Source organism: Streptomyces sp. NPDC045701 (assembly GCF_056432045.1).
The window spans coordinates 60688-86136 of sequence record NZ_JBWKJV010000014.1 but is presented as its reverse complement, the minus strand read 5'-3'; the positions used below and the strand labels follow the sequence as shown (position 1 = coordinate 86136).

The window sequence follows — 25449 nt, the reverse complement described above, 5'->3', positions numbered from 1 at the left end:
GCCATGACCGTGGAACCGGCCGGGGGCCCACCCGGCACCGGCGAGGAACTCCTGCTGCGCCGCCGCTTCGGCAGCGCGGACATCCCCCGCCTGCGCGTCCAGGTGGAGGGCTGCGCGGCCCTCTGCGGGCTCCCGGAGCCCCGGCGCGGTGAGTTCGTCGTGGCCGTGGACGCCGTGGCCGGCAATGTCGTCCAGCACGCGGGCGGGCACGGTCTGCTGGAGCTGGCCAGGACCGCGAAGGAACTGGAGTGCCGCGTCACGGACCGGGGCCCGGGCTTCACCGAGGACGTCATCCCCGACCTCGCCCCCGGCCTCAACGGCGCCTGCCGCGGCCGGGGCCTGTGGCTCACCCGGCTGATCACCGACCGCCTCACCGTCGCGTCGGGGCCGGCCGGGACCACCGTGACGTTCGCGATGGCTCTGTACTGAGGGCGCCGGGAGGGGTACGGGTGCGGCCAGCGCCGTGGGTACGGTCCGGGGTCAGCCGTTCCGGCCGTCCGGGCGCCCGGCGCCCCGCCGGCGCAGCCACAGGGGCAGCGCGTACCAGCACAGGCCGAACCACAACATCACGCAGCCGACCAGCACTTCGGCGAGCAGGCCCGGCACCACGACGTGGAGGATGAGCAGGAGCGTGCACCCGATGGTCAGCGCCAGCAGCACCATGCCGCACATCATCAGCCGGCTGGCCGCCTCCACCACCTCGTCCTTCATGCGCTGCCCGGACAGGAAGCGGTGGATGGAGACGGGCGCTATCAGCGAACCGGTGGCCGCCGCTCCGAGGACCACGGTCAGGACGTAGACCACCCGGTCGAAGGTGCCGAGATCCCGGAACAGCGGGGTGAAGGCCACGCTGAGCAGAAATCCGAAGAGGATCTGTACGCCCGTCTGGGCGACCCTGGTCTCCTGGAGGATCTCGTTCCACCGCCGGTTGACCCGCTCGCGCGCCGTCTCCGGCTGCTCCGCGACAGGGCCGTGCCCGGCACCGTGCCCGCACGCACAGGTGGCGCCGGCCCCGGTGTCCCGCTCCTGCGACCCGGTCGGCTGCTCCGTCATGGTCATGGCACCCTCCACGTCTCAGGAAGACCGGTTGCCCCGTACGGGCCTTTTCATACTCACTCGATCGGGGTCCCGGGCCCGTCTCGACCTGGGGCTCCTGGGTACTGGGGACGGCATGAAAGCACTGGTGATCAACTGCACCCTCAAGAAATCACCCGAGCCGTCCAACACCGACGCGCCGGCCCGCGTCGTGGCCCGTCAACTCGTCGCCCAGGGCGTCGAGGTGCGCTTCCTGCGCGCCGTCGACCTGAACATCGAACCCGGCGTGACCGGCGACGAGGGCGGCGGTGGCCAATGGCCGGAGGTGCACCGCATGCTTCTGGACGCGCAGATCCTCATCATGGCGTCGCCGACCTGGCTGGGACGTCCCTCCTCGGTGGCCCAGCGGGTGCTGGAGCGCATGGACGCGATGATCTCCGAGACGGACGACGCGGGCAGGCCGGTGGCGTACAACCGGGTCGCCGGTGTCGTCGTGACCGGCAACGAGGACGGCGCCCACCATGTGATCAGCGAGATCGCCGGCGCCCTCGGCGACATCGGCTACACCGTGCCCGGCCAGGCCCGGACGTACTGGCACCTCGGCCCGGGCGCCGGCCCGGACTACCTGGACGACGAGCGGGGCCACGACTGGTCCGACAGGACCGGCCGGGCCATGGCGGCGAACCTCCACGGGGTCGCCAGGGCCCTGGAGCAGCACCCGCTCGGCCCGCCACCGGGCTGAACCGGGGCCTCAGCCTCCCGGCCGTTCGAGCACCGACAGCAGGTCCCCGTCGGCCACGGCCGGCAGCGACAGGGTGCGGTACCCCATGGTGTCGAACAGGACCGTGACGCGGTCGCCCTCCTCGCTGAGCACGGACCCGTCGCCCCACGCCCGGTGGCGCACCCGGGCCCCGGAACCGAAGGGCGACCCGGCCGCGTCAATCCCCTCGCCCTCGCCACCCGCGTCCGGCGCATTCCCGTCGCCCGCGTCGCCCGCGTCGCCCGCCAAGGGGTTGCCGTCCGCCACGGAGGCGCCGTCCGCCACGGAGGCGCCGTCCGTCAGGGGGGTGCCGTCCGCCGCCGCCCCGCACACGTCGCAGCCCCCGCACGGCGCCTCGTAGGGCTGACCGAAATAGCCCAGGAGGAAGCGGCGACGGCAGCCGGTGGTCTCGGCGTAGGCGCGGACCATCTCCACGCGCGTGCGCTCCAGGCGCCGCCGCGCCCGGGCGGCCTCGCCGGCCCGCTCCACCGCCTCGCCGGCGGACATGCCGGGGTCGGCCCGCAGGGCGCCCTCGTCGTCGGTACGGGCCGCCCCGGCCTCCTCCAGGAGGTTCACCGCGGCCGTGAGGCGGTTGCGGGACAGCCCCGTCGCCTCGCGCAGTTCGTCCAGGGGGAGGGGCCCCTCCTGGTCGTCCAGGTGTTCGGCGACCTTGCCCAGGGTGTCGTCACCGGGTGTGCGGGCGGCGAAGAAGTTGCGCATCCCGGTGTCCTCGGGCCGGTAGTGCAGCACCGCGAGGGCGGGCCGCCCGTCCCGGCCCGCGCGCCCGATCTCCTGGTAGTAGGCGTCCAGGGACCCGGGAATGGAGGCGTGCAGGACGAAACGCACGTCCTCCTTGTCGATGCCCATGCCGAACGCCGAGGTCGCCACGACCACGTCGAGCGTCCCGTCGAGGAACGCGTCGTGGACCCGCGACCGCTCCTCGCCGCGCAGCCCGGCGTGGTACGCGGCGGCCGCCAGCCCCAGGCCGGCCAGCTCCTCGGCGTACCGCTCTGTGTCCTTGCGGGTCGCGGCGTACACCAGTCCCGGCTTCGGTTCACCGGCGGCCCGCTCCACCACGGCGCGCCGCTTGTCGTCGTCGTCCAGGAACCGGCTCACGTGCAGCGCGATGTTCGGCCGGTCGAACCCGGCGACGACCAGGGCGGGGTCGTCCATGCCGAGCCGCTCGACGATCTCCTGCCGCACCGGCGGGGCGGCCGTCGCCGTCAGCGCCAGCACCGGCGGGCGGCCCACCCGCCGCGCGGCCTGCGCCAGGCGCAGGTAGTCCGGCCGGAAGTCATGGCCCCAGGCGGAGACGCACTGCGCCTCGTCGACGACGAACAACGCCGGCGCCGCCCGCTCCAGGCGCTCCAGCACCTCGTCCTTGGCGAGCTGCTCGGGGGAGAGGAACACGTACGTGGCGGTCCCCGCGTCCAGCGCCTCCCACGCCGCGTCCGTCTCCCCCGCGGTCTGCGCCGAATTGACGGCGACGGCCCGCGGGGCGTGACGCTCCGGCAGCCCGGCGATCTGGTCGCGCTGGAGGGCCAGCAGGGGCGACACCACCACGGTGGGGCCGTCGAGCAACAGGGCGGGCAACTGGTAGACGGCGGACTTGCCCGCCCCGGTCGGCATCACCACCAGGGTGTCCCGCCCGGCCATGACCTGCTCCATCGCCGTCAGCTGCCCCGGCCGCAGCTCCCGCCAGCCGAACCCGTCCCCGGCGGTCCGCAGCAGCCGGTCGGCGGCGCCGTCCTGTCCTCGCACACTCATGGGCCACGGCTACCCCGATCTCCGGCGTCGACCACCCGGAGCCCCGAGGCTCGCCCGGCAGGGCCTGTGGCACCACCCGCACGACCTCCGGCCGGACCACCCGGCGCAGGTGCCCTTCGCGAGCTGACGCGCGGGCACGGAACCGAGCCGGGCGGCGATGCTCCCCTTGCCCCGGGACGTCGGCGACCGGGCCGTCGGTCAGGTGTCACCGCGTCACCCACCGTTCGTCCGCGGGCCGAACGTGGAGCGACGACTACAGTGTGGTGCTCGTGGCCGGAGAGGGCTCCGGTTCACGGGGTCATGGGGGGCGTCATGCGGTTCGTCGTGGTGGGGCAGTCGGGGGACCTTCCGGACGGCTATGAGGGCTGCTATCTGATCCCGGACGGCTGGAACGACTACGGCTTCCTGACCTTGTACGAGCTGGGCGTCAAGCGCCGCGGACGTCGGCCGCAGTCCGTCGGCAGCGTCCGGATCGGGCACATGGGCATGGCCGCCCAGCGGACGGACGAGTTCTGGCGGACCGAGGATCTGCTGCCACGGGAGTTCGACTCCCTCGGCGAGGACTTCTTCAGCCTGGGTGTGCAGGACACCTACTACGACCGCTTGAACAAGCAGGGCGAGAAGACAAAGGCCGCCGTTCTCACCGCGCTGCGCGACGTCGCTTTCGACCACCGACCGGGGGTCGTGGACCGCCTCTGGGGTCTGCGCGTCTTCAGGAAATCGCTGATGCGGGACGTCCGTCACCCCAGGGCCGAGCTGGAGCGCCTGCACCTCATCGCCCGCGGCCGGGCCCGCGTGGTCACCTTCTACTGGGACTACTCGCCTTCCGCGCCCGCCGGCTCGGAGCACGAGCCCCCCAGGCTTGACTTCCGTGCCGTCCCCGCCTCCCGGCCGCCCACCAATGTGCACGCGCTCATCGGTCGTAACGGCGTGGGGAAGACCAGCATGATGCGTGCGATGGCCCAGGGCGTGGCCTCCGGGGACATCGAGGTCACCCAACTCGCGGCGCGGACCGCCCAGGTCGTTCCGAACGTCGTGCTCGTGTCGTTCAGCCCCTTCGACGAGCTGGTCCACCACCCCGATGCGCCGGAAGAGTTCGCCTACATCGGTCTCCTCGACAGAGACCGGCCGTATCGCCTGAAGACACAGAAGAGATTGGCCGCGGAGTTCGCCCACAGCCTCGCCACGGCCAGGATCGGTGCCCGGCGCACCCGGTGGGAGCAGATGGTGGCCACACTGCGCTACACGGAGTCGGGGTTTCTGGACGACTACGAGGGGGATCTCGACGATTTGCTGTCCGAGGGCGCCGACCGGCGCTTCCTTCCCGCCGCGGAGGAACTGTTCGCGCCACTCAGCTCCGGCCACAAGATCGCGCTGCTGACGCTGACACGGCTGGTGGAGGAAGTGACCGAACGGACCATCGTCTTCATCGACGAGCCCGAGGCCCACCTGCAACCGCCCCTGCTGTCGGCGTTCATCCGGGCACTGTCGGACTTCCTCTCCGAGGTCAACGGCATGGCGGTCGTGGCCACGCACTCGCCGGTCGTCCTGCAGGAGGTACCGAAGTCGTGCGTCTACAAGCTGCGTCGCTACGGCGAGGTCATGACGGCCGAGCGGCCGCAGACGGAGACCTACGGGGAGAACGTCAGCGACCTCACCCATGAAGCGTTCGGTCTGGAGACCACCGCCACCGGTTTCTACGCGGCTCTCGCGAAGGAGGTCGAAAAGGGGCGGAGCTACCAGGAGATCCTGGAGGACTTCGCATCCCTGGGCAGCGAAGCCCGCGGTCTGCTGCGCGTCCTGACCTTCAACCGGGACGGGAACGCCTCGTGATTCCGCTCGATCCGCCTGCGATGAAGGTCAAGGACACGCTGAAGGCCGCCTGCAACGGTGTGCGCAACCGCGTCCTGAGACTGCGGCTCGAGGCCCGCGAGGCGGACCTGTCCGCTGCCGAGAAGACCTACATCGACGCCGCCGAGCACAACGACCTCTACGCTCTTGCCGTTGCCGCCCGGCACACAGAGGAGCAGACACCCGACCGCGACGGGGAGCACCTGAGAGCTCTCTACAGCTCAGGGCTGGTCGGTCGCAAGGACGGGCGAAGGAAGTACGACGAGCTCAAGGCCCGCGCTCCGTTCGGGCGCTGTCTGCTGTGCGGCAACAGTGAGATCGGCTCGCTCGACCATCACCTGCCCAAGGAGATGCTGCCTCTCTACACGATCTGCCCGGTCAACCTGGTGCCGGCGTGCGGCAAGTGCAACCAGATGAAGGGCGACCGGATCGGCACCACCCCGGGCCGGCGATCGCTCCACCCCTATTACGACCGCCCCGGCCTGGCCGGCCGCTATCTCTTCGCTGACATCACGAGCTGGCCCGTGCGGTTCCGCGTCCAGCCCCTGCGCGAGTGGGACGCCGAGATGAGCGTCCGCGTCGAGCACCACTTCCGCACGTTCGACCTGGCGCAGCGCTACGCCGAATTCTCCATATCGGTGCTGACCGCTCACCAGTGGCTCCACCGGAAGATCCGACGCGAGGGCGGCCGCCGTGTCCTGGCCGCACATCTCCAGGAGGACGCCGAGCGGCACGCCGGAACCCACGGACTCAACACGTGGGACACAGCTTTGCGCTACGGCCTGGCCGACAGCGCCTGGTACCTCGACCACGGATTCGACCAGGACCTGTAGCGCGTCGTAACCTCCGTGCCACGGCCGGCGACGCGCATCGGCAACGCTTCGCTCCGTGCCGGGTCGGCACCGCGGTGACGTGGCGCTCGCCATCACCTACTCGTCCGGTTCATCTCCGCGGCGGCTCCCGGGGCAGGAACCCAGGTCTCGGGCAGCGAGAGCCCTCCGATGCCATGGGCGCCGCCGGCAAAGCGGCTGTAGTCGCGGACGGCGCGTCGGCCTGGTCATTCCCCCCGCCGCTCATGCGGTCGGATCATCCGCCGTAAGAACCGCGGTCGCGCCGAGTGCGCCTTCGTCGCGATGGGAAAGCGGGAGATTCGACGCGACTGCCACGGTGCCCGACTTCGCCCGCCCACGCTCCCGGGAGGCGACTCATACCACTCCTTCGTCACCTTCGACCCCGATGAGTGCCGCTGTACAGTGAAGGACGCCCTTGACCCGCAGCGAGCAGGCAGGGAGCTGTCTTTCGAGGAGTTCGACATGATGCGCACCATGTTCAAGTCCAAGATCCACCGCGCCACCGTGACCCAGGCGGATCTCCACTACGTCGGATCGGTCACCGTGGACGCCGACCTGATGGAGGCGGCCGACCTGCTCCCCGGCGAGCTGGTGCACATCGTCGACATCGACAACGGCGCCCGGCTGGAGACGTACGTCATCGAGGGCGAGCGCGGCTCGGGCGTCATCGGGATCAACGGCGCGGCCGCGCACCTGGTGCACCCCGGCGACCTGGTGATCCTGATCAGCTATGCCCAGGTGGACGACGCCGAGGCCCGTTCGCTCGTGCCGCGGGTGGTCCACGTGGACGCGGCCAACCGGATCGTGGAGCTCGGCTCCGACGCGTCGGCGCCGGTGCCCGGCAGCGACACCGCGCGCAGCCCGCAGGCCGTTCCGGCCGCGCGCAACTGACCCAGGGCCCGGTGGCGGCCGGAGGGGCGCGCCGGCCCGCACGGCGGTAGTGCCGAGGGCCTCGGCGTGCGCGGTGGCGCGTGCGTGGCCGTGCGGCCGGCCGGAGCCCGCGCCGCACGCGCCGCACGGCCGTGACCCCGATGAGTGATCCCGCCGCGCGGGGGAACGCGCAGCGCGAGAACCTGGAAGGCAGACGGACGAACCGCCGAGGGAGCGCGCCATGACCAGCCCGAACCCGTTTCCCCCCGACCCGGTGCCCCCTGTGCCGACGCCCACGCCGACGCCCGGCCCGCCGGACCCGGTGCCGCCGACGCCCGTGCCGCAGCCGGGCCCGCCCGGCCCCGAGCCGGGCCCCGCCCCCGGGCCCGTACCGACCCCGGCGCCGCCCCACCCGGGTCCGCCGCCGGGGCCGGCCCCCGACCCGGTGCCCAAGCCGCCCGGCCCCGAACCGGTCCCCGGACCGGAGCCGGAACCCGGCCCGGCGAGCTGACGTCGGCGGGCCGGCCCCGAACGGCCGGCCCGCTTCCGAGCCCCGTCCGCCCGCCTACGGGCGCCCGGCCACCTCCGGGCGGTCACCGCCCCAGAACGTGTGGAAGGCCCCGTCCCGGTCCGTCCGCCGGTAGGTGTGCGCCCCGAAGAAGTCCCGCTGCCCCCGCGTGAACGCGGCGGGCAGCCGGGGCGCCCGCAGTGCGTCGTGGTACGCGAGCGCCGCCCCGAAGCCCGGCGTCTGGTACGCCCCACCGGGCGGCGGTCGCCACCACCGCGCGCCAGTCGTCCTGGGCCGCGCCGATCTCCGCCGCGAAGCCCGCGGTGCGTTCCGTACGTGCGGCAAGCGCGTGTACGCGTCCATGCGCGGCCATGAGCAGGACGTTCACCGGAGTGCGCCCAACGCGCGCCCCCACGCGGCGTATTGACGCGTCCCGCGCCCCCTTGCCACGGCCCGGCGGGTGCCTCTAGCTTGGGCCGCTGCTGACGTGTGCAAGGGGGGACCCACCCATGGCCGGACGACACCGCCGGTATCAGCCCAGCCGTATCAACCGGGCATCGCTCACCGTCACGGCGAGCGGCGCCGGGATGGCGTTGCCGCTGATAGGAGCGGGATCGGCGCACGCTGCCTCGGTGGACGTCTGGGAGAAGGTCGCGGCCTGCGAATCCACCAACAACTGGAAGATCAACAGCGGTAACGGCTACTACGGCGGACTCCAGTTCACCCAGTCGACCTGGGAGGCGTACGGCGGTGCGCGCTACGCGCCGCGCGCCGACCTCGCCTCCCGGGACCAGCAGATCGCGATCGCCGAGAAGGTGCTCAAGGGCCAGGGACCGCGTGCCTGGCCCAGCTGCTCGGTCAAGGCCGGCCTCACGCGGGGCGGTGACGCGCCCGACATCTCCCCGCAGGGGAGATCGCAGACCCGGCCGGGACCGCAGGCACAGGCACGGCCCATGAGCGAGTCCCGGACCCAGTCGCCGCCCGCGACCCCCACCACCGTCCCCGGCAAGCGCGAGAGCTACACGGTGGCCCGGGGGGACTCCCTCTCCGGCATCGCCCGGGCGGAGAGAGTCAGAGGCGGCTGGCAGCGCCTGTACGAGGACAACCGCACGATCATCGGCAGCGACCCCGACCTCATCATGCCGGGCCAGAGACTCGCGCTGCGCACGACCGCGCCCGGCCCGGTCCCCGCCAAACCCCCCACGGCGGTCCCGAAGCGGCCCGCCGCCACGCCGGCCGCCCCCAAGCCCGCCCCGGCGAAGCCCGCCACCGCGAAGCCCGCGCCCGTCAAACCGGCCGCCAAGCCCGCGGCCGCCAAGCCGCGGACCGCCGGCTTCAGCGCGCCCGTCGACGCCGGTCCCAGCACCGCCTACCGCAAGGCCGGTTCCTCCTGGTCCAGCGGCTACCACACCGGGGTCGACTTCCCGGTCCCCACCGGCACCTCGGTGAAGGCCGTTGCCTCCGGCCGGGTGGTCTCCGCCGGCTGGGGCGGGGCGTACGGGTACCAGGTCGTCATCCGCCACGAGGACGGCAAGTACAGCCAGTACGCACACCTTTCCGCGCTGACCGTGCGCGACGGGCAGCGGGTCGCCGCCGGCCAGCGGATCGCCCGCTCGGGGTCGACCGGCAACAGCACCGGCCCGCACCTCCACTTCGAGGTGCGTACGGGGCCGGGGTACGGCTCCGACATCGACCCCCTCGCCTACCTGAGGGCGGGCGGCGTCCGGCTCTGACGGCGGCGGCACGGCGGTGAGGAGGAGCGGCCCGCCCGCCGCCACCACGCCGCCGAACAGGGTGATGCCCACGGCGGCGGCCGCCACCGGGTCGACGAGGGTCGCCGCCGGCCCGGCGCCCCGGTGGGGGCAGCCGGCAGCGGCCCGGCCGCCTCGAACGCGACCACCACGACCAGCCGGTCCGGCCACCGGACCGGCGGCGCGCCGACCGAGAGGTCCGCCGCCACCGTCGTGGTGTCCACCGCCCCGTCACCCCGGACCACCCCCGCCGCTTCCGACGGCAGCACCCCGGCCGACGCCCGCCCCGCGCCGCCACCGCCTCGCAGCGCCCGCCGCCCAGGACGTCTCGCCCAGCAGCGCCACCCCGATGACGTCAGCCACCGCCGGGCCACCGCCGGGTTCGCGAAAGGCGCACCACCGTGTGCGGCGCCGCCGGCCCGCCCCGGAACGCCGCCGCGACAGCAGCGCCCCGCCATGCCCGCCCCGCCGCCCGGCCGCCGCCGCCATCACCGCGCCGCGCCGTGCGACGGCCCAGCCCCGGGCTCCGGCGCACAGCCCCGCCATCAGCAGGACAGGGCGACGACGCCCACCGATGGGCCCAGCGGCCGCACGGGTCCAGCGGGCCGTATGCCGGCCCCACACGTGGCAGCGCCGGCGCCCGCGCCGCTGACCCGGTCCTCGGGTCCGGCCGCCCCGCCGACGTCCCGGGCACGCCTTGACCCGTACCGCCGCCCCTGCCGAACGGGAGCGCGCCGACGCGGGGCGCCGGCGGGCGGGCGACCGTTTGGCGGCGGGGCCCTCCGCTGACGTAAAGTGCGGCTTTTGAAAAGTAAACGTGGCATACGAGTGATCGAGGAACGGCAGCGGCCATGACGGTGACTGAAGAGAACCAGGCGTACGGCCCGGGAATCGACCCCGAGCGCCTGGCTGTCTGCCTGAGCGTCCTCCAGGAGCTCGACACGATCGACGTCGACCACCCGGACGCCATCGCCGTGCGCCGCGCCACCGCCGGTGTCTACCGGACCGTGAAGCAGCGCCGCCGCCAGGAGCGCCGGGCCGCGAAGACCGCCCATGACAAGGCGGTCACCGAGGCCACCGCGACCGGCTCGGCCGAGCGGATCGACGACGAGACCCAGGGCGTGCTGCCGTCGTCCTCCGTCGCCGGCGAGATCGCGGGCGTCCTCCAGCGCCCCCGCTCCTGCTACATCTGCAAGACCCGGTACGTCGAGGTCGACGCCTTCTACCACCAGCTGTGCCAGAAGTGCGCCGCCGAGAACCGGGCCCGCCGCGACGCCCGCACCGACCTGACGGGCCGGCGCGCCCTGCTCACCGGCGGCCGGGCCAAGATCGGCATGTACATCGCGCTGCGGCTGCTGCGTGACGGTGCCCACACCACCATCACCACCCGCTTCCCCAACGACGCGATCCGCCGCTTCAAGGCGATGCCGGACAGCGACGAGTGGATCCACCGCCTGAAGATCGTCGGGATCGACCTGCGCGACCCGGCACAGGTCGTCGCCCTCGCCGACTCCGTCGCCGCCCAGGGCCCGCTGGACATCCTGATCAACAACGCCGCGCAGACGGTCCGCCGCTCCCCGCAGGCGTACAGCGAGCTGGTCGCCGCGGAGTCCGCCCCGCTGCCGGCGGGCGAGCTGCCGCCCGCCGAGGTCATCGGCACCTTCGGCAGCGGTGTCGTCGAGACGATGGCCGCGCTGCCGGGCCCGCGCGGCGGGGACGCCCTGACCGCGCAGGACGTCACGGAACTCGCCCTGGTGAGCGGGTCGGCGTCACTCGAGCGCATCGCCGCGGGCACCGCGATCGACGCGGGCGGTCTGGTGCCGGACCTGCACGACACCAACAGCTGGATCCAGACCGTTTCCGAGGTCGATCCGGTCGAACTTCTCGAAGTCCAGCTGTGCAACTCCACCGCGCCGTTCATCCTCATCAGCAAGCTCCGTGCCGCCATGGCCGCCTCCCCGGCGCGGCGGACGTACGTGGTGAACGTCTCCGCCATGGAGGGCGTCTTCAGTCGCGGCTACAAGGGCGCCGGGCACCCGCACACCAACATGGCCAAGGCCGCGCTCAACATGCTCACGCGCACCAGCGCCCAGGAGATGTTCGAGTCGGACCGCATCCTGATGACGGCGGTCGACACCGGCTGGATCACCGACGAGCGCCCGCACCCCGACAAGGTGCGGCTCGCCGAGGCGGGCTTCCACGCCCCCCTCGACCTGGTCGACGGCGCGGCCCGGGTCTACGACCCGATCGTGCGCGGCGAGATGGGCGAGGACCTGTACGGCTGCTTCCTGAAGGACTACGCGCCCTCCAAGTGGTGAGCCCCGTCACAGGGTGACCGCCGCCCCCTGTCCGGAAGCGGGCAACGTGTCCGGATCCTGACTGTGTGACGCGTTCCATCGAGCGGAAGCACGCTCATTTGGTTAACCTGAGGCGAACGGCTCGCCGCCAGGGATCCACGAAACCCCCTCAGGCGGGTCCGGGGACAGGCCTGCCACCAAGGCCGCGTTTCCGCCCGGGTACCGGCGCCACCGCGACCGAACGGCAGTACATGTCCTCATAGGTTCGCGACACGAAGGAGTGCGCGGTGACACCAGATCTCATGAAGCAGGATCAGGGGCCGGCGGAACACGGCGAACGGTCCGCCCGGCCCGACACCCTCGGCAGCCTCGAAGTGTGGGCCCGTTCGGCCCCGATCCGGCTGGCCGGTTACGAGGACGACCTCGCCGAGCCGCACATCCTGCCCGGCATCGACTGACCGGCCCGGGCCGCGCGCCCACCGACCGGTCCGCACCGTGCGCCCCGTGCCCCCCGCCGCCCAGGCGGGGGGCACGCGCGTGTACGCACGGGACGGCGGCTCGCGAAGGGGAACAGGGATGGGGGCGGGCGGTCAGGACAGCCGGGTGGCCGGCAGGAACTCCCGGACGTGGGTCCGGTGCCACCAGTCGCCCGTCTCCCGCCGCTCGCGCCGGGTCGTGAAGCGGTAGCGGTACAGCCGGGCGCGGATCCGCACCGGCGGGGCGTCCGGGAAGGGGTTGTGCCGCAGCAGCCGCAGCGTGTCGCGGTCCCCTTCGAGCAGCCGTTCCACGAAGGGCGCGAACCAGCCGTGCGCGTACGCGGGGGAGAGCGCCGCGAACCACATCATCCAGTCGAGGCGCAGGTGGTACGGGGCGAACTGGCGCGGCAGCCGCCGCACGCCGCCGGGCTTGCCCTTGAACTCGTACTCCCGCCACACCGTGCCGGGGTGGTCGGTCGGCTCGTCGGTGCCCTCGACCACGATCTCGTGCCGGATCCGGCCGACCGTCCCGAAGGCCCCGTAGGTGTTGACCAGGTGCAGCGGGTCGAAGGAGCGGTTCATGGCCTGCCGCCGCGAGAGCAGGTTGCGGGCCGGACGCCGACTGAGGACCAGCACCAGAGCGGTGACGGCGAGGACCAGGACGCCGTACCACAGCGGTGGGTGCGGCATCGCGGGCGCGTCGGCCACGAGGGAGCCGTCCAGGGCCGACAGGGCGAGCACGATGGTGATCCAGTTCAGCCAGGCGAAGTTGCCCGACAGCACCAGCCACAGCTGCGTCAGCACGACGACACCGGCCGCCGCGCCCGCCACGGGCTGCGGGGTGAAGAGCAGCACGGGCACGACGAGTTGCGTCACGTGGTTGGCCGCCGCCTCCACCCGGTGCAGGGGCCTGGGCAGATGGTGGAAGAACCAGCTCAGCGGTCCGGGCATCGGCTGAGTCTCGTGGTGGTAGTACAGGCAGGTCAGGTCCCGCCAGCAGGCGTCACCGCGCAGCTTGATCAAGCCCGCCCCGAACTCGACGCGGAACAGCAGCCAGCGCAGCAGGAACAGGATCAGGACGGGCGGGGCCGTGTCCTCGTTGCCGAGGAAGATCGCGAGGAAGCCCGTCTCCAGCAGAAGCGACTCCCAGCCGAAGCCGTACCAGGTCTGCCCCACGTTGACGATGGACAGGTACTGCGCCCACAGCAGCGCCCACATCGCCATCGCGACGGCCAGCGGCACCGCGTCGCCCGCGCCGGCGGCCAGCGCGAGCGACAACGCGGCCCCGGTCCACGCGCAGCTCGCGAAGAACCGGTCCGAGTAGTGCAGATGGAAGACGCCGGGCGCCACCCGGAACGGAACGCGGCGCAGGTGCGCCGGTACCGGCAGCATGCCCCGCTCGCCGATCAGCGCCCGGAACTGGAGCGCGGCGCACAGGAACGCGACGAGATAGACCCCGGCGAGTGCCCGCTGGAAGACCAGCCGGCTCAGCCAGTAGTCGGACGAGGTGAACCAGAACCACTCCATCGGTCCCAGTATCGGCCGACTGTCAGCCCGTGGCGATCTTTCGCAGGGTCCGGCCGAGGTGCCGCGCGTACGCGTGCTGGAGCACGGGTACGACGGGTCCGGCGAGCCGGGTGTACCACCGGCCGGGCCGGCTGAAGGCCGTCACCGTGAAGCGGACGGAGCCGTCCGGCCGCAGCTCCACCACGAACGACTCCTCCCCGCTCTCCGGGTGTCCGGCCAGGGTCCCGTACGCGAACCCGACGCGGTCCTCGTCGTACACCGTCCACACCACCTCGCAGGGCACGCCGATCCACAGCGGCCCCGCGCCGAGCCCGACCTCCACCGTCGTGCCCGGCTCGGCCCGCGCCGACCCGGCGCGCACCCGGGCGCCGGACCGGCGGTGCAGGGCCCAGGTGGTGACGGCCGTGCCGGCGGCCCGGAAGGCGTCCCGGCCGTGGCCGACCGGCGTCTCGTGGCGCAGGTGGTGGTAGCCGGCGGGGAGGGGGAGCGTCCGGGTGGCGCCGACCTCCGGGTAGGTGAACCCCCGGACGGGCGCCGACCGGGTGGCCGGGGTGGAGAGGCTGCGGATCAGACGGGTCATGCCGGGTTCTCCTCGGTCTCCTGGAGCCGTCGCCAGGCAAGTACCGCGCAGAGGGCGAAGCCGAGCGCGTTGCCGAGGCCATGGGTGGCGGCCATCCAGGTCAGGTCGGGGTGGGGCAGGCCGGTCGCCTCGCCGAGCGCCCAGCTCAGGGCGAGCAGCATGGTCGCCACCAGGACGGCGGCCGAGACGGCGAGCAGGGCGCGGGTCGGCCGGTCGTGCCGGTCGTGGGCGACGTCCCGCCAGGTCAGCAGTGCGACGGTCCACATCCCGGCGGTGAGGACGAGCGCCCCGGCCAGTTCGGCCCAGTCGTCCAGGAAGTAACCCAGCAGCACCAGCAGGGTGCCGAGCGGCACGCTGAGCGCGGCGAACCGGGCCGCCGGGCGGTCCACCGTGCGGCAGACGAGCCCGGCCACCAGGGCGGCCGCGAAGCCGGCGAAGTGGAAGTGCGGGACGGTGAGCGCCAGGACGTCCAGGTCGAAGCCGAGCAGCCGGTGCCCCAGCCGTTCGGCGACCAGCGCGAGCGCGGCGACCGACGGGCTGACCAGCGCGGTCAGCACGGCGACCTCGCCGGGCGCCGCCGACCGCGTACGGAGCAGGCGGCGCGGGGCGTGCAGGGCGAGGAGCACCGTGCCCAGCGCGTACCAGGCGGCGAGCGCGGTGGCCGGGGCGCCGCGCGGCAGCCACAGGCACAGGACCCCCGGCACGGCGAACAACGGCCACAGGCGGCGCAGCGGCGCGAGGTCCGGGGCGTCCATCAGGCGGAGTCCCGCCGGGACGATCACCAGCATGCCGAGCGTCACGATCAGGCCGACCAGTACGGACACGCCGCGTCACCCCCTTTCTTGAACATGTTCAACCCGATGGGGCCACGGTCGAGCGTAGGGCTCTCTTTGAACATGTTCAAGTCCTTGTTCCGGCCGCGCCCCGGTTGCGGGCCGACCCGGCGTCCGGCAGACAGGAGGCATCAGAAGGAGGTTCGCGTGCGTTCACCGCTACGTCGCCGCCGGTACGCCGGCCCCGCCGCGCCGGCCGTGCTGCTGCTGGCCGCCGGGCTGCTGGCCACGGGCTGCGGCGGCACGGACGACGGCGGCCGGGGTGCCGCCGCGGAGCCGGCCGGGACGCCGGTGGTGGACGCGCGCGGCGTGCGCCTCCAGCCGGCCGGTGCGCGCGCGCCTCACCCGTTCACCGCATCGACGGTCCGCCCCGCTCCGGGCGGGCCCGGCACGCCCCCACAGCGGGTGGCGGAGGGCCGTGGCCCGGTCACCGTCCCCGGTTCGACGCCCGGCCTGTACGGCGGCGTGCCCTCCACCCCGAGTTGCGACGTCGAGCGGCAGGCCGGCCTGCTGACCGCCGACGGCGCCAAGGCGGAGGCCTTCGCACGGGCCGCCGGGATCGGCCCGGCCGGCATCGCGTCCTGGCTGCGCGACCTCACCCCCGTGGTGCTGCGGGCCGACACCCGGGTCACCGGCCACGCCTACCGCGACGGCTCGGCCGCGCCCTACCAGACGGTCCTCCAGGCCGGTACGGCCGTCCTGGTCGACCAGTACGGCGCGCCGCGGGTGCGGTGCGCCTGCGGCGGCCCGTTGCGGTCGCCGGTCCTCGCCGGGAGTGGGGGCGGGAGCGCGGGCGACGGCGCGGACGGGGCGGCGGTCGGTGCCGCCGGTACGGTTGCCGGCAGGGTCGCCCCCTGGGCCGGTTACCACCCCGGACGGGTCGTGATCGTCACGCCCACGGAGCAGGTGGTGCACAGCCTCGTCCTGGTGAACCTCCGGGACAACACCTGGCTCGAGCGTCTCACCGGTACCGGCGGTGCGCGGGACAGGCGCCCCGAGGCGCCGCCCCCCTTCGCCCCAGGTGAGCGTGACCTGGCGGCCGCGGCGGCCACGGCGCCGCCCGCCGACACCGTGCCGGTGGCGCCGTCCGAGTGCCCCACCTCCATCGGCGGTGCCCGGACGGTCCCGCCCGGCTGCCCCACCCCGCCCCCGTCCCCACCGCCCCCGGTCCTCCCCGCCCCGGACGGCCCGGGCCGCGCACCGGAGGTTCCCGACGCCCCGGACGCACCCGAGGCTCCGACCGTCCCGGACGCCCCGGACGTCCCGGGCGCACCCGCGGAACCCGAGGGCCCCGTCGAACCCGAGGGCCCCGTCGAACCCGAGGGCCCCGTCGAACCCGAGGGCCCCGTCGTACCGGACGGCCCCGGTGCTCCGCCTGATTCCGAAGTTCCGGATACGGGAGGCAGAGCGGAGGGTATGCCACTCCTCGAGCCGGATCCCTACGAGGGCTGATGGCACCCCGAACAGTCGAAAAACCCGACAAATGATGGCAGAGTGGCTCCATGGTTGATCCGGCAGCGGATGCCCTGTCGCTTCCCGAGGACTGGCCCGCCCACCCGGATCTGAGTCTGGCCCTCAACCGCATGGGCAGCTTCGACTGGGACCTCGACACAGGGCTCATGCACATGGACGAGGCCGCCCTCGACGTGTTCCAGACGGACGTCACCGAGTACGACGGGCGACCGGAGAGCCTGGCCCCCCGGGTGCCGCCCAGCGAATCCATCCGCCTCGACGGAATGGTGGCGCAGGCCCTCAAGAGCGGCGGCACGCACTACGGCACGTACTTCCGCATCCGTGCCCGCGACGGCAGCCTGCGCTGGACGCACACCCAGGGGTTCATCCGGCGGGACGAGACCGGCCGCCCGCGCCGCATCATCGGCATCGTCCGGGACGCCACCCAGGAGCTCGCCGAGTCCACCACCCGGCGCGAGGTGGACGACGAGCGGCGGCGCCAGACCAGCGTGGTGGAGTCCACCACGGCGGCCCTCGCCCACGCCCGGACTGTCCAGGACGTCATCGACGTACTGAAGGACTCGCACGGCCTGGAACACCTCGGCGCCACCAGCGTGGTGATGGGGCTGCTGGAGGCGGGCCGCATCCACCTGGTCGCCGACGGGCCCGAGGGGTCCTTCGTCCCCGGCACCCGGTACACCCGGGTGGACGAGCAGTACCCGATGAGCGAGGTCGTCCGTACCCTCGCCCCCCGCTTCATCGAGTCGCCCGAGGACTTCGCGGGCTCCTACCCCGTCCTCTGGCCGCACATCAGCGGGCTCGGCATCACCTCCGCCGCCTATCTGCCGCTGATCGCCCAGGCCCGCCCCATCGGCGCCCTCGGCCTGCTCTACAGCGACAAGAACGGCTTCACCCCGGAGGACCGCAACGTCCTCGTCGCGCTCGGCAGCAGCATCGCGCAGAGCCTCCAGCGCGCCATGCTCTTCGAGCAGGAGCACGACCTCGCGGAGGGGCTCCAGCAGGCCATGCTGCCGCGCCGGATCCCCGAGGTGCCCGGCGCCCAGATCGCGGTCCGCTACCGCTCGGCCCGCCTCGGCCGGGACATCGGCGGCGACTGGTACGACATCATCCCGCTGCCCGGCGGACGGGTCGGGGCGGTCATCGGAGACGTCCAGGGCCACGACACGCACGCCGCGGCGGTCATGGGCCAGCTGCGCATCGTGCTGAGGGCGTACGCGGCGGAGGGGCACACGCCCGCCACCGTGATGGCCCGGGCCTCCTCCTTCCTGCACGAGCTGGACACCGACCGGTTCGCCACCTGTACGTACCTGGAGGCCGACCTGGCGACGGGGGTGGTCCAGGCGGTACGGGCGGGCCACGTCGACCTGCTGCTGCGGGACACCGACGGAAGCTGCCGCCGGGTGCCGGTGCAGGGCGGGATGCCGCTCGGCCTGTCGGCCGAGTTCGGACGGCTCGACTACCCCGTCGGCATCCTGGAACTGGACCCCGGGCAGGCCCTGCTGCTCTACACCGACGGACTCGTCGAGCAGCCGGGCACCGACCTGGACGAGGGCGTCCAGTGGCTCACGGCCCTGGTGCACAACGGGCCGCACGACCTCCAGGAACTCGCCGACCACATGTGCGACGTGGTCGACGAGCGCGGCGGGGACGACGACGTCGCCATCCTGCTGCTGCGCCGCAAGGGCGGCTACACCCCGCAGGCCGGCGGGCGGCTCCAGCAGCACGTCGCCCAGAGCGACCCGGAGGCACTGATCTCGGCCCGGCACATGATCCGGGCGGCGGTACGCGCCTGGGGCGCGGGGGACCGGGCCGACGAGATCGAACTGGTCGCCGACGAGCTGATCACCAACGCGCTGCTCCACACCGACGGCGGCGCGATCGTCACCCTGCGCATGCTGGCCGGGCACGAGCGGCGGCTCAGGGTCGAGGTCGAGGACCGCTCCAGCGCCCTGCCCCGCCGCCGGGAGGCCGGGCTGTCGGGCGTCTCCGGCCGGGGACTGCTGCTGGTGGACCGGCTCACCGACGTGTGGGGCGTGGAGTCGCGCGGCACCGGCAAGTGCGTCTGGTGCGAGTTCACCCTGTCCGGGCGGGCGGAGATCCCCTGGACGTCGGCCATCGACACGGTGCCGGCGGACGCTCCCCGACCGTGACCGGTCGCGGTCGGGGGTCCCCCGTCCGGTACGACCGGTCGCCGGACGTGCCGCACCGTCCCGAGGGCGTCCCGAAGGCGCGCGGACCGGCCGGGCCGGTCGAGGACGGACCCGCGGCCACGCGGAGAAGCCCCGATAGGCGGTCCCGAGGGCCGGCCGGGCGGCGCGCCGCGCGGGGCTGCGGCAGGCTGGAGCCATGCCCCGAACTGCCCGAGGTCGAAGCCCTGCGTGAGTTTCTCGACGAGAACCTCGTGGGGAAGGAGATCGCCCGCGCCCTGCCCGTCGCGATCAGTGTCCTCAAGACGTACGACCCCCCGCTCTCCGCCCTGGACGGCACCACCGTCACCGCCGTCGGCCGGTACGGCAAGTACCTCGACGTCGAGGCGGGCGGGCTCCACCTGCTGATCCACCTCGCCCGGGCCGGCTGGCTCCAGTGGCGCGACGTCCTGCCCTCGGGCCCGCCCCGCCCCGGCAAGGGGCCACTCGCCCTGCGCGTGGCCCTCACCGGCGGCGACGGCTTCGACCTCACCGAGGCCGGCACCACCAAACGCCTCGCCGTGCATCTCGTCCACGACCCCGCCGGCGTCCCGGGCGTCGCCCGCCTCGGCCCCGACCCGCTCGGCCCCGGTTTCGACCGCGACGCCTTCGCCGCCCTCCTCGCCGGGGAACGACGCCGGATCAAGGGCGCCCTGCGCGACCAGAGCCTGATCGCGGGCATCGGCAACGCGTACAGCGACGAGATCCTGCACGCCGCCCGGATGTCGCCCTTCAAACCCGTGCGGAACCTCGACGACGACGAGATCACCACGCTGTACGAAGCGATGCGCACCACCCTCGGCGAGGCCGTGGAGCGCTCGCACGGACTGGCGGCAGGCCGCCTCAAGGCCGAGAAGAAGAGCGGGCTGCGCGTCCACGCCCGGACCGGGGAACCGTGCCCCGTCTGCGGCGACACCATCCGGGAGGTGTCGTTCAGCGACTCGTCGCTGCAGTACTGCCCCACCTGCCAGACCGGCGGCAAGCCGCTCGCCGACCGGCGCCTGTCCCGCCTGCTGAAGTAGCGCCCGCCTCAGGGCCGCACCGACACCAGCCGCTCGCCGTCCACGGCCCGCACCTCCAGCCGCTCGATCTCCCCGATCCGCAGCGCGGTGCCGCCCTCCATGAACGGCTCGTCGCCCGCGTCCGTCGCCCACGTCATCACCGGCCACGACCTGCCGTCCGTCCCGACGACGACCAGCTCGCACACATGCGGCCCCCGTACCCCGGCCACCCGCAGCGCCACCTCCGTGCCCCACTCCCGCTCGCGCAGCGACACCGACGCCGACGCCCCGGTCGCCGTGTCCGTCGCCGCGGCCCGCAGCACCCCCGGATCACCCGCCTCCGCGCCGGAACCGGTCAGCAGGACGGTGCCCGGCACCGCGACCGCCAGCGCCGCCGCCACCCCGACGACGCCCGCCCGCCACCGCCGCACCGGCGGACGCCGCGCCCGCCGCACCCTGCGCCGCCCCGCCGCAGCCGGCTGCCCGCGCCCCGGCCCCGTGGGTCGCGGCGGTTCGCGGCCCGCCAGCTGGGCGAGCGCCGACGCGGCGAAGGCGAAGTCCGCGAGCCCGCCCGCACAGGCCGCGCAGCGCGCCAGGTGCTCCTCGCACGCGAGGGCGTCCGCCGGTTCCAGCACGCCCAGCGCATAGGCGGCGACATCGTGATGCCGCTCCCGCAGACTCATGGGGGTGCCTCATTCCCGCGTGCGCGTCCGATGCCGTGTGCTTCCCTGAAGCCTTACGTCAAGCAGTACGCGTCCGAGCCGTTTCTCGCTCAATCGCCCCGCCCCTACACTCCGCACCATGGTGCGCGTACTGGCCGTCGACGACGAGAAACCCGCTCTCGAGGAGCTGCTCTACCTCCTGCGCTCCGACCCGCGGGTGCGCAGCGCGGAGGGCGCCACCGACGCGACCGAGGCGCTGCGCCGCATCGGCCACGCGCTGGAGGCCGGACCCGACGGCGAGGGCGCCATCGACGTCGTCTTCCTCGACATCCACATGGCCGGGCTCACCGGTCTGGACATCGCGCGGCTGATAGCCGGGTTCGCCAGACCCCCGCTGATCGTGTTCGTCACCGCCCACGAGGGGTTCGCGCTCCAGGCGTTCGACCTCAAGGCCGTGGACTACGTCCTCAAACCGGTCCGCCGGGAGCGCCTCGCCGAGGCGGTGCGCCGGGTCCGTGAGCTCGCCGAACCCCCCATCGGCCCCGCGGCGGCGCCGGAGCAGATCCCGGTCGAACTGGGCGGCGTGACACGGTTCGTGGCCGTCGACGACATCGCGTACGTCGAGGCGCAGGGCGACTACGCCAGGCTGCACACCGACACCGGCAGCCATCTGGTCCGCATCCCGCTGTCCACGCTGGAGGAGCGGTGGGCGGCGCGCGGCTTCGTCCGCATCCACCGCAGCCACCTCGTGGCGCTGCGCCGTATCGACGAGCTGCGCCTCGACGCCGGGGCCACCACCGTGCGGGTCGGCAGCGCCGAACTCGCCGTCAGCCGCCGTCACGCCCGCCAGTTGCGCGACCTGCTGATGCGCCAGGCGCGCGGCTGACCGCCGCTCGACGCGCGGCAGCCGCCGTTCGGCGACGGGTGCGCCACCCGGCGGCGGATGCCCGCGCGCGGCGCCTACCCTTGATCACCGGACGGGTACCGGAGTACCGCGGGTCGGGTAGCGGAGAGGGGGCCGGGTCGTGAGCGCGGAGACCGAGGCGCTGCTGGCCGAGCTGCGCGCGCTGCCGGACCTGCGCCCGGCCGGCCCGCACGAGGCGCGGACCCTGCTCGCCGCGGTCCGGAGCGCCGCCGGACGCTGGGCCGACGTGCTGTACGAGGTCCAGGAGTCCACCCACGGGCTCGTCGACCCGCGTACGGCCGCCGCCGTGGAAGTGGCGTTCCGCCGGGCGGAGGAGTCGTACGTCGAGCTGGAGATCGCGCTCGGCGACACCACCCGCCACCCTCCGGGCCCCTGACGTGCCGGGCGCTCCACCGCGGTCGCCGTGCGGCGGGGTGATGGGACGGCGTCGACCGACGGGGAGTGGGTGACGCGCCGGCCCGGGCGGCTCATGCGCCGGCAGGCCCGCTCCACCACCGGCCCCGCTCCGACCGCCGACCGCCGGACGCCCCTCCGGCCGGGGCGTCCTCCGCGACCCGGGATCCGGGCGTCGACCGGCTGACCCCGGCACCCCGCCCCGGCGGCCGGTGTCCGGCGCCGCCGGAAACCTGGGTCTACCTTCGGTAATGGCTTCTGCGTAGACTCCACCATCCGGACCAGCCGCCCCGCCCCAGCGAGCCCCCACGGACGCCGATGCCCGCAGAGCCCACGCCCGCGCGCCGCCCCCGCCGCGAGACGGTCACCGGTGTGCCACGCTCCGCCCGCCGTCCCCCCGGCCCCGCGCCCGCCCGGTCCGAGATCAGCGAGCAGACCACCCTCGGCCACACCTACGTGCGTTCGCTGATGCGCAGCCAGCTGCGTGCCGCGCTCTACGCGCTCGCGACCCTGGCGCTGCTCGTCGGTTCGCTGCCGCTGCTCTTCACGCTCCCCGCGGCCCTCGGCCACGGCACCGCCCAGCCGTTCGTGTGGGCCGCCCTCGGCGTCGCCGCGTACCCCCTCATCTGGCTCGTCGCCCGCTGGTACGTCCGCCGGGCCGAGCGCAACGAGTGTGATTTCACCGGCCTGGTGGAAGGCCGCTGAGCCCGTATGGACCGGACGTGAACCAGACCTACGCGGTCGCCGCCGTCACCGCCGTCGTCCTCGCGACCGTGCTCATCGGCGCGCTCGGGCTGCGCATCTCCCGCACCACCTCGGACTTCCTGGTCGCCTCCCGCACCGTGGGCCCCGGCCTCAACGCCGCCGCCATCAGCGGCGAGTACCTCTCCGCCGCCTCCTTCCTCGGTATCGCCGGCCTCGTCCTCCTCCAGGGCCCCGACATGCTCTGGTACCCGGTCGGCTACACCGCCGGGTACCTGGTCCTGCTGGTCCTGGTCGCCGCCCCGCTGCGCCGCTCGGGTGCCTACACCCTCTCCGACTTCGCCGAGGCCCGGCTCGAATCGCCCGAGGCGCGCAGGCTGGCCAGCCTCTTCGTGGTCGGCATCGGCTGGCTGTACCTGCTGCCGCAGCTCCAGGGCGCCGGGCTGACGCTGGAGATCCTCACCGGCGCCCCCGAGTGGGTCGGCGGGCTGGTCGTGGCGGTGGTCGTGACGGGCGCGGTCGCCGCGGGCGGGATGCGGAGCATCACCTTCGTGCAGGCCTTCCAGTACTGGCTGAAGCTCACCGCGCTGCTGGTCCCCGCCCTGTTCCTGGTCACCGCGTGGTGGGGCGACGACGCGCCGCGCGCCCGGTTCGACGCGCCGGCCGTCTTCAGGGAGCACACCACCGTCACGATGGACGACACCGTGCGCGTCGACGTCGACGCGCCGCTGACCCTGACCGTCACCGGGCGCGTCGACGCCACCGGGTACGAGGGGGAACGCGTCACGCTCGGCGAGGGCGGCCATCGCGTCGAGGCCGGCACCACCCTCGGCTTCCCGGCGGGGGCGCACGTCCCCGAGCGGGCCGCCGGCGACGCCGATCCCCTCGGCTGGTCGCAGCCGCTGGCGGACGGCAGCGACGGCCACCAGCTCTACGCCACCTACGGGCTGATCCTCGCCACGTTCCTCGGCACCATGGGGCTGCCGCACGTCGCCGTCCGCTTCTACACCAGCCCCGACGGGCGGACCGCCCGCCGCACCACGCTCGTCGTCCTCGGCCTGGTGGGCGCCTTCTATTTGCTGCCACCGGTGTACGGCGCGCTCGGCCGGATCTACGCGCCCGAGCTGACCCTGACCGGTGCGGCGGACGCCGCCGTACTGGTCCTGCCCGACCGGGTGGTGGGCGGAACGGCCGGTGAGCTGCTGGGCGCGCTGCTGGCCGGCGGGGCGTTCGCGGCGTTCCTGTCGACGGCCTCGGGGCTGACCATGTCGGTCGCGGGAGTGCTCGGCCAGGACGTGCTCCCCTCGCGCGGGGTGCGGCACTTCCGGCTGGCGACCGTGCTCGCCGTGGCGGTGCCGCTGGCGGTCAGCCTGGTGGCCGGCAACGTTCCGGTGGCGGACGCCGTGGGGCTGGCGTTCGCCGTGTCGGCGTCCTCGTTCTGCCCGCTGCTGGTGCTCGGCATATGGTGGCGGCGGCTCACCCCGCCCGGGGCGATGGCCGGTCTGGTGGCGGGCGGCGGGGCCGCGCTCACCGCCGTGATGGCCACGCGCGCGGGGCTCGCCCCCGAGGGGTGGCCGCACACCCTGATGGCGTGGCCCGCCCTGTGGTCCGTACCGCTCGGGTTCCTCACCATGGTGGCGGTCTCGCTGGCCACGCCCCGCCGTGTACCGGCGGGCACCCCGGCGATCCTGGCCCGGCTGCACCTGCCCGAGGACCTGGCCGGCCGCCCCCGGCCGGGGCAGCCGGAAGGAGCGGGCCGGTGAGCGGCACGGCCGGCGTCGTCCTCGCGGCCCTGGCCGCCGCCGGGGCCGTCCTGCTCGCCGCCGGGTTCGCGCTCGGGCGGCTGACCGGGCGGCGGGCCGGCAAGGACGTCCTGGACCTCGGCACCCCCGTGGAACGCGCCACCTTCCACACCCTGCACACCGCGTCCCTCGCCGCCCCGCCGCTGCGGGCCGGGCTCACCGGGGACACCGCGCGCAAGGCCGCCCGCCGGCTGCGCTCCCTGCTCGGCACGGAGGCGCTGTGCCTCACCGACCGCGACGGCGTGCTCGCCTGGGACGGTCCCGGTGGCGACCACCACCGGGGCCAGGTGATGGAGCGGGTCGCCCAGGTGCTCGGCTCGGGGCGGGGCCAGAGCGTGCGGGCCGCGTGCGACGAGCCGGACTGCCCGCTGCGGTGGGCGGTCATCGCACCGCTGACCGGCGAGGAGGGCGTACTGGGTGCCCTGGTCGCGTACGGCTCCCGGGAGTCGGCGGTGCTGGTGCGGGCCGCGACGGAGGTGGCCCGCTGGGTGTCCGTGCAGCTGGAGCTGGCCGAGCTGGACCGGTCCCGTACGCGGCTGATCGAGGCCGAGATCCGGGCCCTGCGGGCCCAGATCTCCCCGCACTTCATCTTCAACTCGCTCGCGGCCATCGCCTCCTTCGTCCGCACCGACCCGGAGCGGGCCCGTGAACTGCTGCTGGAGTTCGCCGACTTCACCCGGTACTCGTTCCGGCGGCACGGGGAGTTCACGCAACTCGCCGACGAGTTGCGTTCCATCGAGCAGTACCTGGCGCTCGCGGGCGCGCGGTTCGGCGACCGGCTCCAGGTGACGTTGCGGATCGCGCCCGAGGTGCTGCCGGTGACGCTGCCGTTCCTGTGCCTCCAGCCACTGGTGGAGAACGCCGTCAAGCACGGCCTGGAGGACTCCCGCACCACCTGCCGGGTGATCATCGCGGCCGAGGACGCGGGCGCCGAAGCGGTCGTCACCGTCGAGGACGACGGGGTCGGCATGGAGCCGGACGTCCTGCGCGCCGTCCTCGCGGGGGAGCGGCCCCCGGCGTCCGGCATCGGCCTGTCCAACGTCGACGAACGGCTGCGCCAGGTGTACGGGGACGACTACGGCCTGGTCGCCGAGACAGGCGTCGGCGCGGGGATGAAGGTCACGGTGCGTATCCCGAAGTACCGCGCGGGTGTCCACCGCGACCCCCCGGCGTCCGTTCAGGAATGAAATGTCCAGCTA

The 25449-nt window shown here is 73.9% G+C and carries 22 protein-coding genes and 1 pseudogene; 16 read left to right on the top strand and 7 right to left on the bottom strand.

What is annotated here, in order from left to right; genetic code table 11:
• The first annotated feature begins 3 nt into the window (after positions 1-3).
• A complete protein-coding gene (locus AC07DW_RS17550) occupies positions 4-429 on the top strand; it encodes an ATP-binding protein (protein ID WP_478858547.1) in 426 nt (141 codons plus the stop codon).
• A gap of 51 nt (positions 430-480) precedes the next feature.
• Here the strand turns inward: AC07DW_RS17550 and AC07DW_RS17545 are convergent, their stop codons facing one another.
• Positions 481-1059 (bottom strand): DUF6328 family protein, encoded by a 579-nt coding sequence (locus AC07DW_RS17545; RefSeq protein ID WP_478858546.1) that lies wholly within the window; start codon positions 1057-1059, stop codon positions 481-483.
• Between the two features lie 112 nt (positions 1060-1171).
• Here AC07DW_RS17545 and AC07DW_RS17540 point away from each other — a divergent pair, with 112 nt between their 5' ends.
• Positions 1172-1777 carry a flavodoxin family protein gene (locus tag AC07DW_RS17540; protein ID WP_478858545.1) on the top strand — a complete coding sequence of 202 codons (606 nt, stop codon included), beginning with the start codon at positions 1172-1174 and terminating at the stop codon, positions 1775-1777.
• A gap of 9 nt (positions 1778-1786) precedes the next feature.
• Here AC07DW_RS17540 and AC07DW_RS17535 read toward each other — a convergent pair whose 3' ends face one another.
• A complete protein-coding gene (locus AC07DW_RS17535; protein WP_478858544.1) occupies positions 1787-3562 on the bottom strand; it encodes a RecQ family ATP-dependent DNA helicase in 1776 nt (591 codons plus the stop codon).
• A gap of 312 nt (positions 3563-3874) precedes the next feature.
• Here AC07DW_RS17535 and AC07DW_RS17530 point away from each other — a divergent pair, with 312 nt between their 5' ends.
• The 3 genes from AC07DW_RS17530 (at position 3875) to panD (ending at position 7155) form a co-directional block, all read left to right on the top strand.
• Positions 3875-5395, top strand: a complete 1521-nt coding sequence (locus tag AC07DW_RS17530; protein WP_478858543.1) for an AAA family ATPase — start codon at positions 3875-3877, stop codon at positions 5393-5395.
• 20 nt (positions 5396-5415) lie between these two features.
• Positions 5416-6246, top strand: a complete 831-nt coding sequence (locus AC07DW_RS17525) for a hypothetical protein (RefSeq protein ID WP_478858542.1) — start codon at positions 5416-5418, stop codon at positions 6244-6246.
• Positions 6247-6726: 480 nt separating this feature from the next.
• Positions 6727-7155 (top strand): aspartate 1-decarboxylase, encoded by a 429-nt coding sequence (panD, locus tag AC07DW_RS17520; protein ID WP_478858541.1) that lies wholly within the window; start codon positions 6727-6729, stop codon positions 7153-7155.
• 544 nt (positions 7156-7699) lie between these two features.
• Here the strand turns inward: panD and AC07DW_RS17515 are convergent.
• Positions 7700-7958, bottom strand: a pseudogene (locus AC07DW_RS17515) (NADP-dependent phosphogluconate dehydrogenase); the annotation flags it as partial.
• Between the two features lie 193 nt (positions 7959-8151).
• Here AC07DW_RS17515 and AC07DW_RS17510 point away from each other — a divergent pair.
• From AC07DW_RS17510 to AC07DW_RS17500, 3 genes are all read left to right on the top strand, one after another.
• Entirely contained in the window at positions 8152-9375 is a 1224-nt protein-coding gene (locus AC07DW_RS17510; protein ID WP_478858540.1) for a transglycosylase family protein, read from the top strand.
• 869 nt (positions 9376-10244) lie between these two features.
• The gene (locus AC07DW_RS17505; protein WP_478858539.1) at positions 10245-11711 is read left to right on the top strand and encodes an SDR family NAD(P)-dependent oxidoreductase; all 1467 of its coding nucleotides are present in this window, start codon (positions 10245-10247) and stop codon (positions 11709-11711) included.
• Positions 11712-11977: 266 nt separating this feature from the next.
• A complete protein-coding gene (locus AC07DW_RS17500; RefSeq protein ID WP_478858538.1) occupies positions 11978-12148 on the top strand; it encodes a hypothetical protein in 171 nt (56 codons plus the stop codon).
• A gap of 132 nt (positions 12149-12280) precedes the next feature.
• On the opposite strand, the gene AC07DW_RS17495 is transcribed toward AC07DW_RS17500, so the two are convergent.
• From AC07DW_RS17495 to AC07DW_RS17485, 3 genes are read right to left on the bottom strand one after another with little or no spacing between them, the layout of a single operon-like run.
• Positions 12281-13693, bottom strand: a complete 1413-nt coding sequence (locus AC07DW_RS17495; protein WP_478858537.1) for a lipase maturation factor family protein — start codon at positions 13691-13693, stop codon at positions 12281-12283.
• A gap of 22 nt (positions 13694-13715) precedes the next feature.
• A complete protein-coding gene (locus AC07DW_RS17490; protein WP_478858536.1) occupies positions 13716-14273 on the bottom strand; it encodes a DUF1990 family protein in 558 nt (185 codons plus the stop codon).
• Entirely contained in the window at positions 14270-15097 is an 828-nt protein-coding gene (locus AC07DW_RS17485; protein ID WP_478858535.1) for a YndJ family protein, read from the bottom strand. Before AC07DW_RS17485 ends, AC07DW_RS17490 begins: the two co-directional genes overlap by 4 nt.
• A 156-nt stretch (positions 15098-15253) precedes the next feature.
• On the opposite strand from AC07DW_RS17485, the gene AC07DW_RS17480 reads away from it, so the two are divergent.
• The 3 genes from AC07DW_RS17480 (at position 15254) to AC07DW_RS17470 (ending at position 19787) form a co-directional block, all read left to right on the top strand.
• Complete coding sequence (locus AC07DW_RS17480; RefSeq protein ID WP_478858534.1) at positions 15254-16558, top strand: DUF6777 domain-containing protein; 1305 nt, start codon at positions 15254-15256, stop codon at positions 16556-16558.
• Between the two features lie 50 nt (positions 16559-16608).
• On the top strand, positions 16609-18729 hold the full coding sequence (locus AC07DW_RS17475) for a SpoIIE family protein phosphatase (RefSeq protein WP_478858533.1): 2121 nt from the start codon (positions 16609-16611) through the stop codon (positions 18727-18729).
• Between the two features lie 188 nt (positions 18730-18917).
• Positions 18918-19787, top strand: coding sequence for an Fpg/Nei family DNA glycosylase (locus tag AC07DW_RS17470; RefSeq protein ID WP_478858599.1), 870 nt, complete (start codon positions 18918-18920; stop codon positions 19785-19787).
• Positions 19788-19795: 8 nt separating this feature from the next.
• Here the strand turns inward: AC07DW_RS17470 and AC07DW_RS17465 are convergent, their stop codons facing one another.
• Positions 19796-20449, bottom strand: coding sequence for an anti-sigma factor family protein (locus tag AC07DW_RS17465; protein ID WP_478858532.1), 654 nt, complete (start codon positions 20447-20449; stop codon positions 19796-19798).
• Positions 20450-20567: 118 nt separating this feature from the next.
• Here AC07DW_RS17465 and AC07DW_RS17460 point away from each other — a divergent pair, with 118 nt between their 5' ends.
• From AC07DW_RS17460 to AC07DW_RS17440, 5 genes are all read left to right on the top strand, one after another.
• Positions 20568-21314: a LytR/AlgR family response regulator transcription factor gene (locus AC07DW_RS17460; protein WP_478858531.1), complete on the top strand. Its 747-nt coding sequence runs from the start codon at positions 20568-20570 to the stop codon at positions 21312-21314.
• A 139-nt stretch (positions 21315-21453) separates the two neighbouring features.
• Positions 21454-21729, top strand: coding sequence for a hypothetical protein (locus AC07DW_RS17455; protein WP_478858530.1), 276 nt, complete (start codon positions 21454-21456; stop codon positions 21727-21729).
• A 335-nt stretch (positions 21730-22064) separates the two neighbouring features.
• Positions 22065-22451, top strand: a complete 387-nt coding sequence (locus AC07DW_RS17450) for a hypothetical protein (RefSeq protein ID WP_478858529.1) — start codon at positions 22065-22067, stop codon at positions 22449-22451.
• Positions 22452-22468: 17 nt separating this feature from the next.
• Positions 22469-24211 (top strand): sodium/solute symporter, encoded by a 1743-nt coding sequence (locus AC07DW_RS17445; RefSeq protein ID WP_478858528.1) that lies wholly within the window; start codon positions 22469-22471, stop codon positions 24209-24211.
• A complete protein-coding gene (locus tag AC07DW_RS17440; protein ID WP_478858527.1) occupies positions 24208-25437 on the top strand; it encodes a histidine kinase in 1230 nt (409 codons plus the stop codon). Before AC07DW_RS17445 ends, AC07DW_RS17440 begins: the two co-directional genes overlap by 4 nt.
• Positions 25438-25449 lie beyond the last annotated feature (12 nt).

Bases quoted from the DNA above. Each gene is read 5' to 3' on its own strand.
- AC07DW_RS17540 (WP_478858545.1), top strand. From the start codon at position 1,172: ATGAAAGCACTGGTGATCAACTGCACCCTCAAGAAATCACCCGAGCCG.
- AC07DW_RS17450 (WP_478858529.1), top strand. From the start codon at position 22,065: ATGCCCGCAGAGCCCACGCCCGCGCGCCGCCCCCGCCGCGAGACGGTC.
- AC07DW_RS17505 (WP_478858539.1), top strand. From the start codon at position 10,245: ATGACGGTGACTGAAGAGAACCAGGCGTACGGCCCGGGAATCGACCCC.
- AC07DW_RS17460 (WP_478858531.1), top strand. From the start codon at position 20,568: ATGGTGCGCGTACTGGCCGTCGACGACGAGAAACCCGCTCTCGAGGAG.
- AC07DW_RS17550 (WP_478858547.1), top strand. From the start codon at position 4: ATGACCGTGGAACCGGCCGGGGGCCCACCCGGCACCGGCGAGGAACTC.
- AC07DW_RS17475 (WP_478858533.1), top strand. From the start codon at position 16,609: ATGGTTGATCCGGCAGCGGATGCCCTGTCGCTTCCCGAGGACTGGCCC.
- AC07DW_RS17525 (WP_478858542.1), top strand. From the start codon at position 5,416: ATGAAGGTCAAGGACACGCTGAAGGCCGCCTGCAACGGTGTGCGCAAC.
- AC07DW_RS17465 (WP_478858532.1), bottom strand. From the start codon at position 20,449: ATGAGTCTGCGGGAGCGGCATCACGATGTCGCCGCCTATGCGCTGGGC.
- AC07DW_RS17545 (WP_478858546.1), bottom strand. From the start codon at position 1,059: ATGACCATGACGGAGCAGCCGACCGGGTCGCAGGAGCGGGACACCGGG.
- AC07DW_RS17530 (WP_478858543.1), top strand. From the start codon at position 3,875: ATGCGGTTCGTCGTGGTGGGGCAGTCGGGGGACCTTCCGGACGGCTAT.
- AC07DW_RS17535 (WP_478858544.1), bottom strand. From the start codon at position 3,562: ATGAGTGTGCGAGGACAGGACGGCGCCGCCGACCGGCTGCTGCGGACC.
- panD (WP_478858541.1), top strand. From the start codon at position 6,727: ATGATGCGCACCATGTTCAAGTCCAAGATCCACCGCGCCACCGTGACC.
- AC07DW_RS17510 (WP_478858540.1), top strand. From the start codon at position 8,152: ATGGCCGGACGACACCGCCGGTATCAGCCCAGCCGTATCAACCGGGCA.
- AC07DW_RS17495 (WP_478858537.1), bottom strand. From the start codon at position 13,693: ATGGAGTGGTTCTGGTTCACCTCGTCCGACTACTGGCTGAGCCGGCTG.
- AC07DW_RS17490 (WP_478858536.1), bottom strand. From the start codon at position 14,273: ATGACCCGTCTGATCCGCAGCCTCTCCACCCCGGCCACCCGGTCGGCG.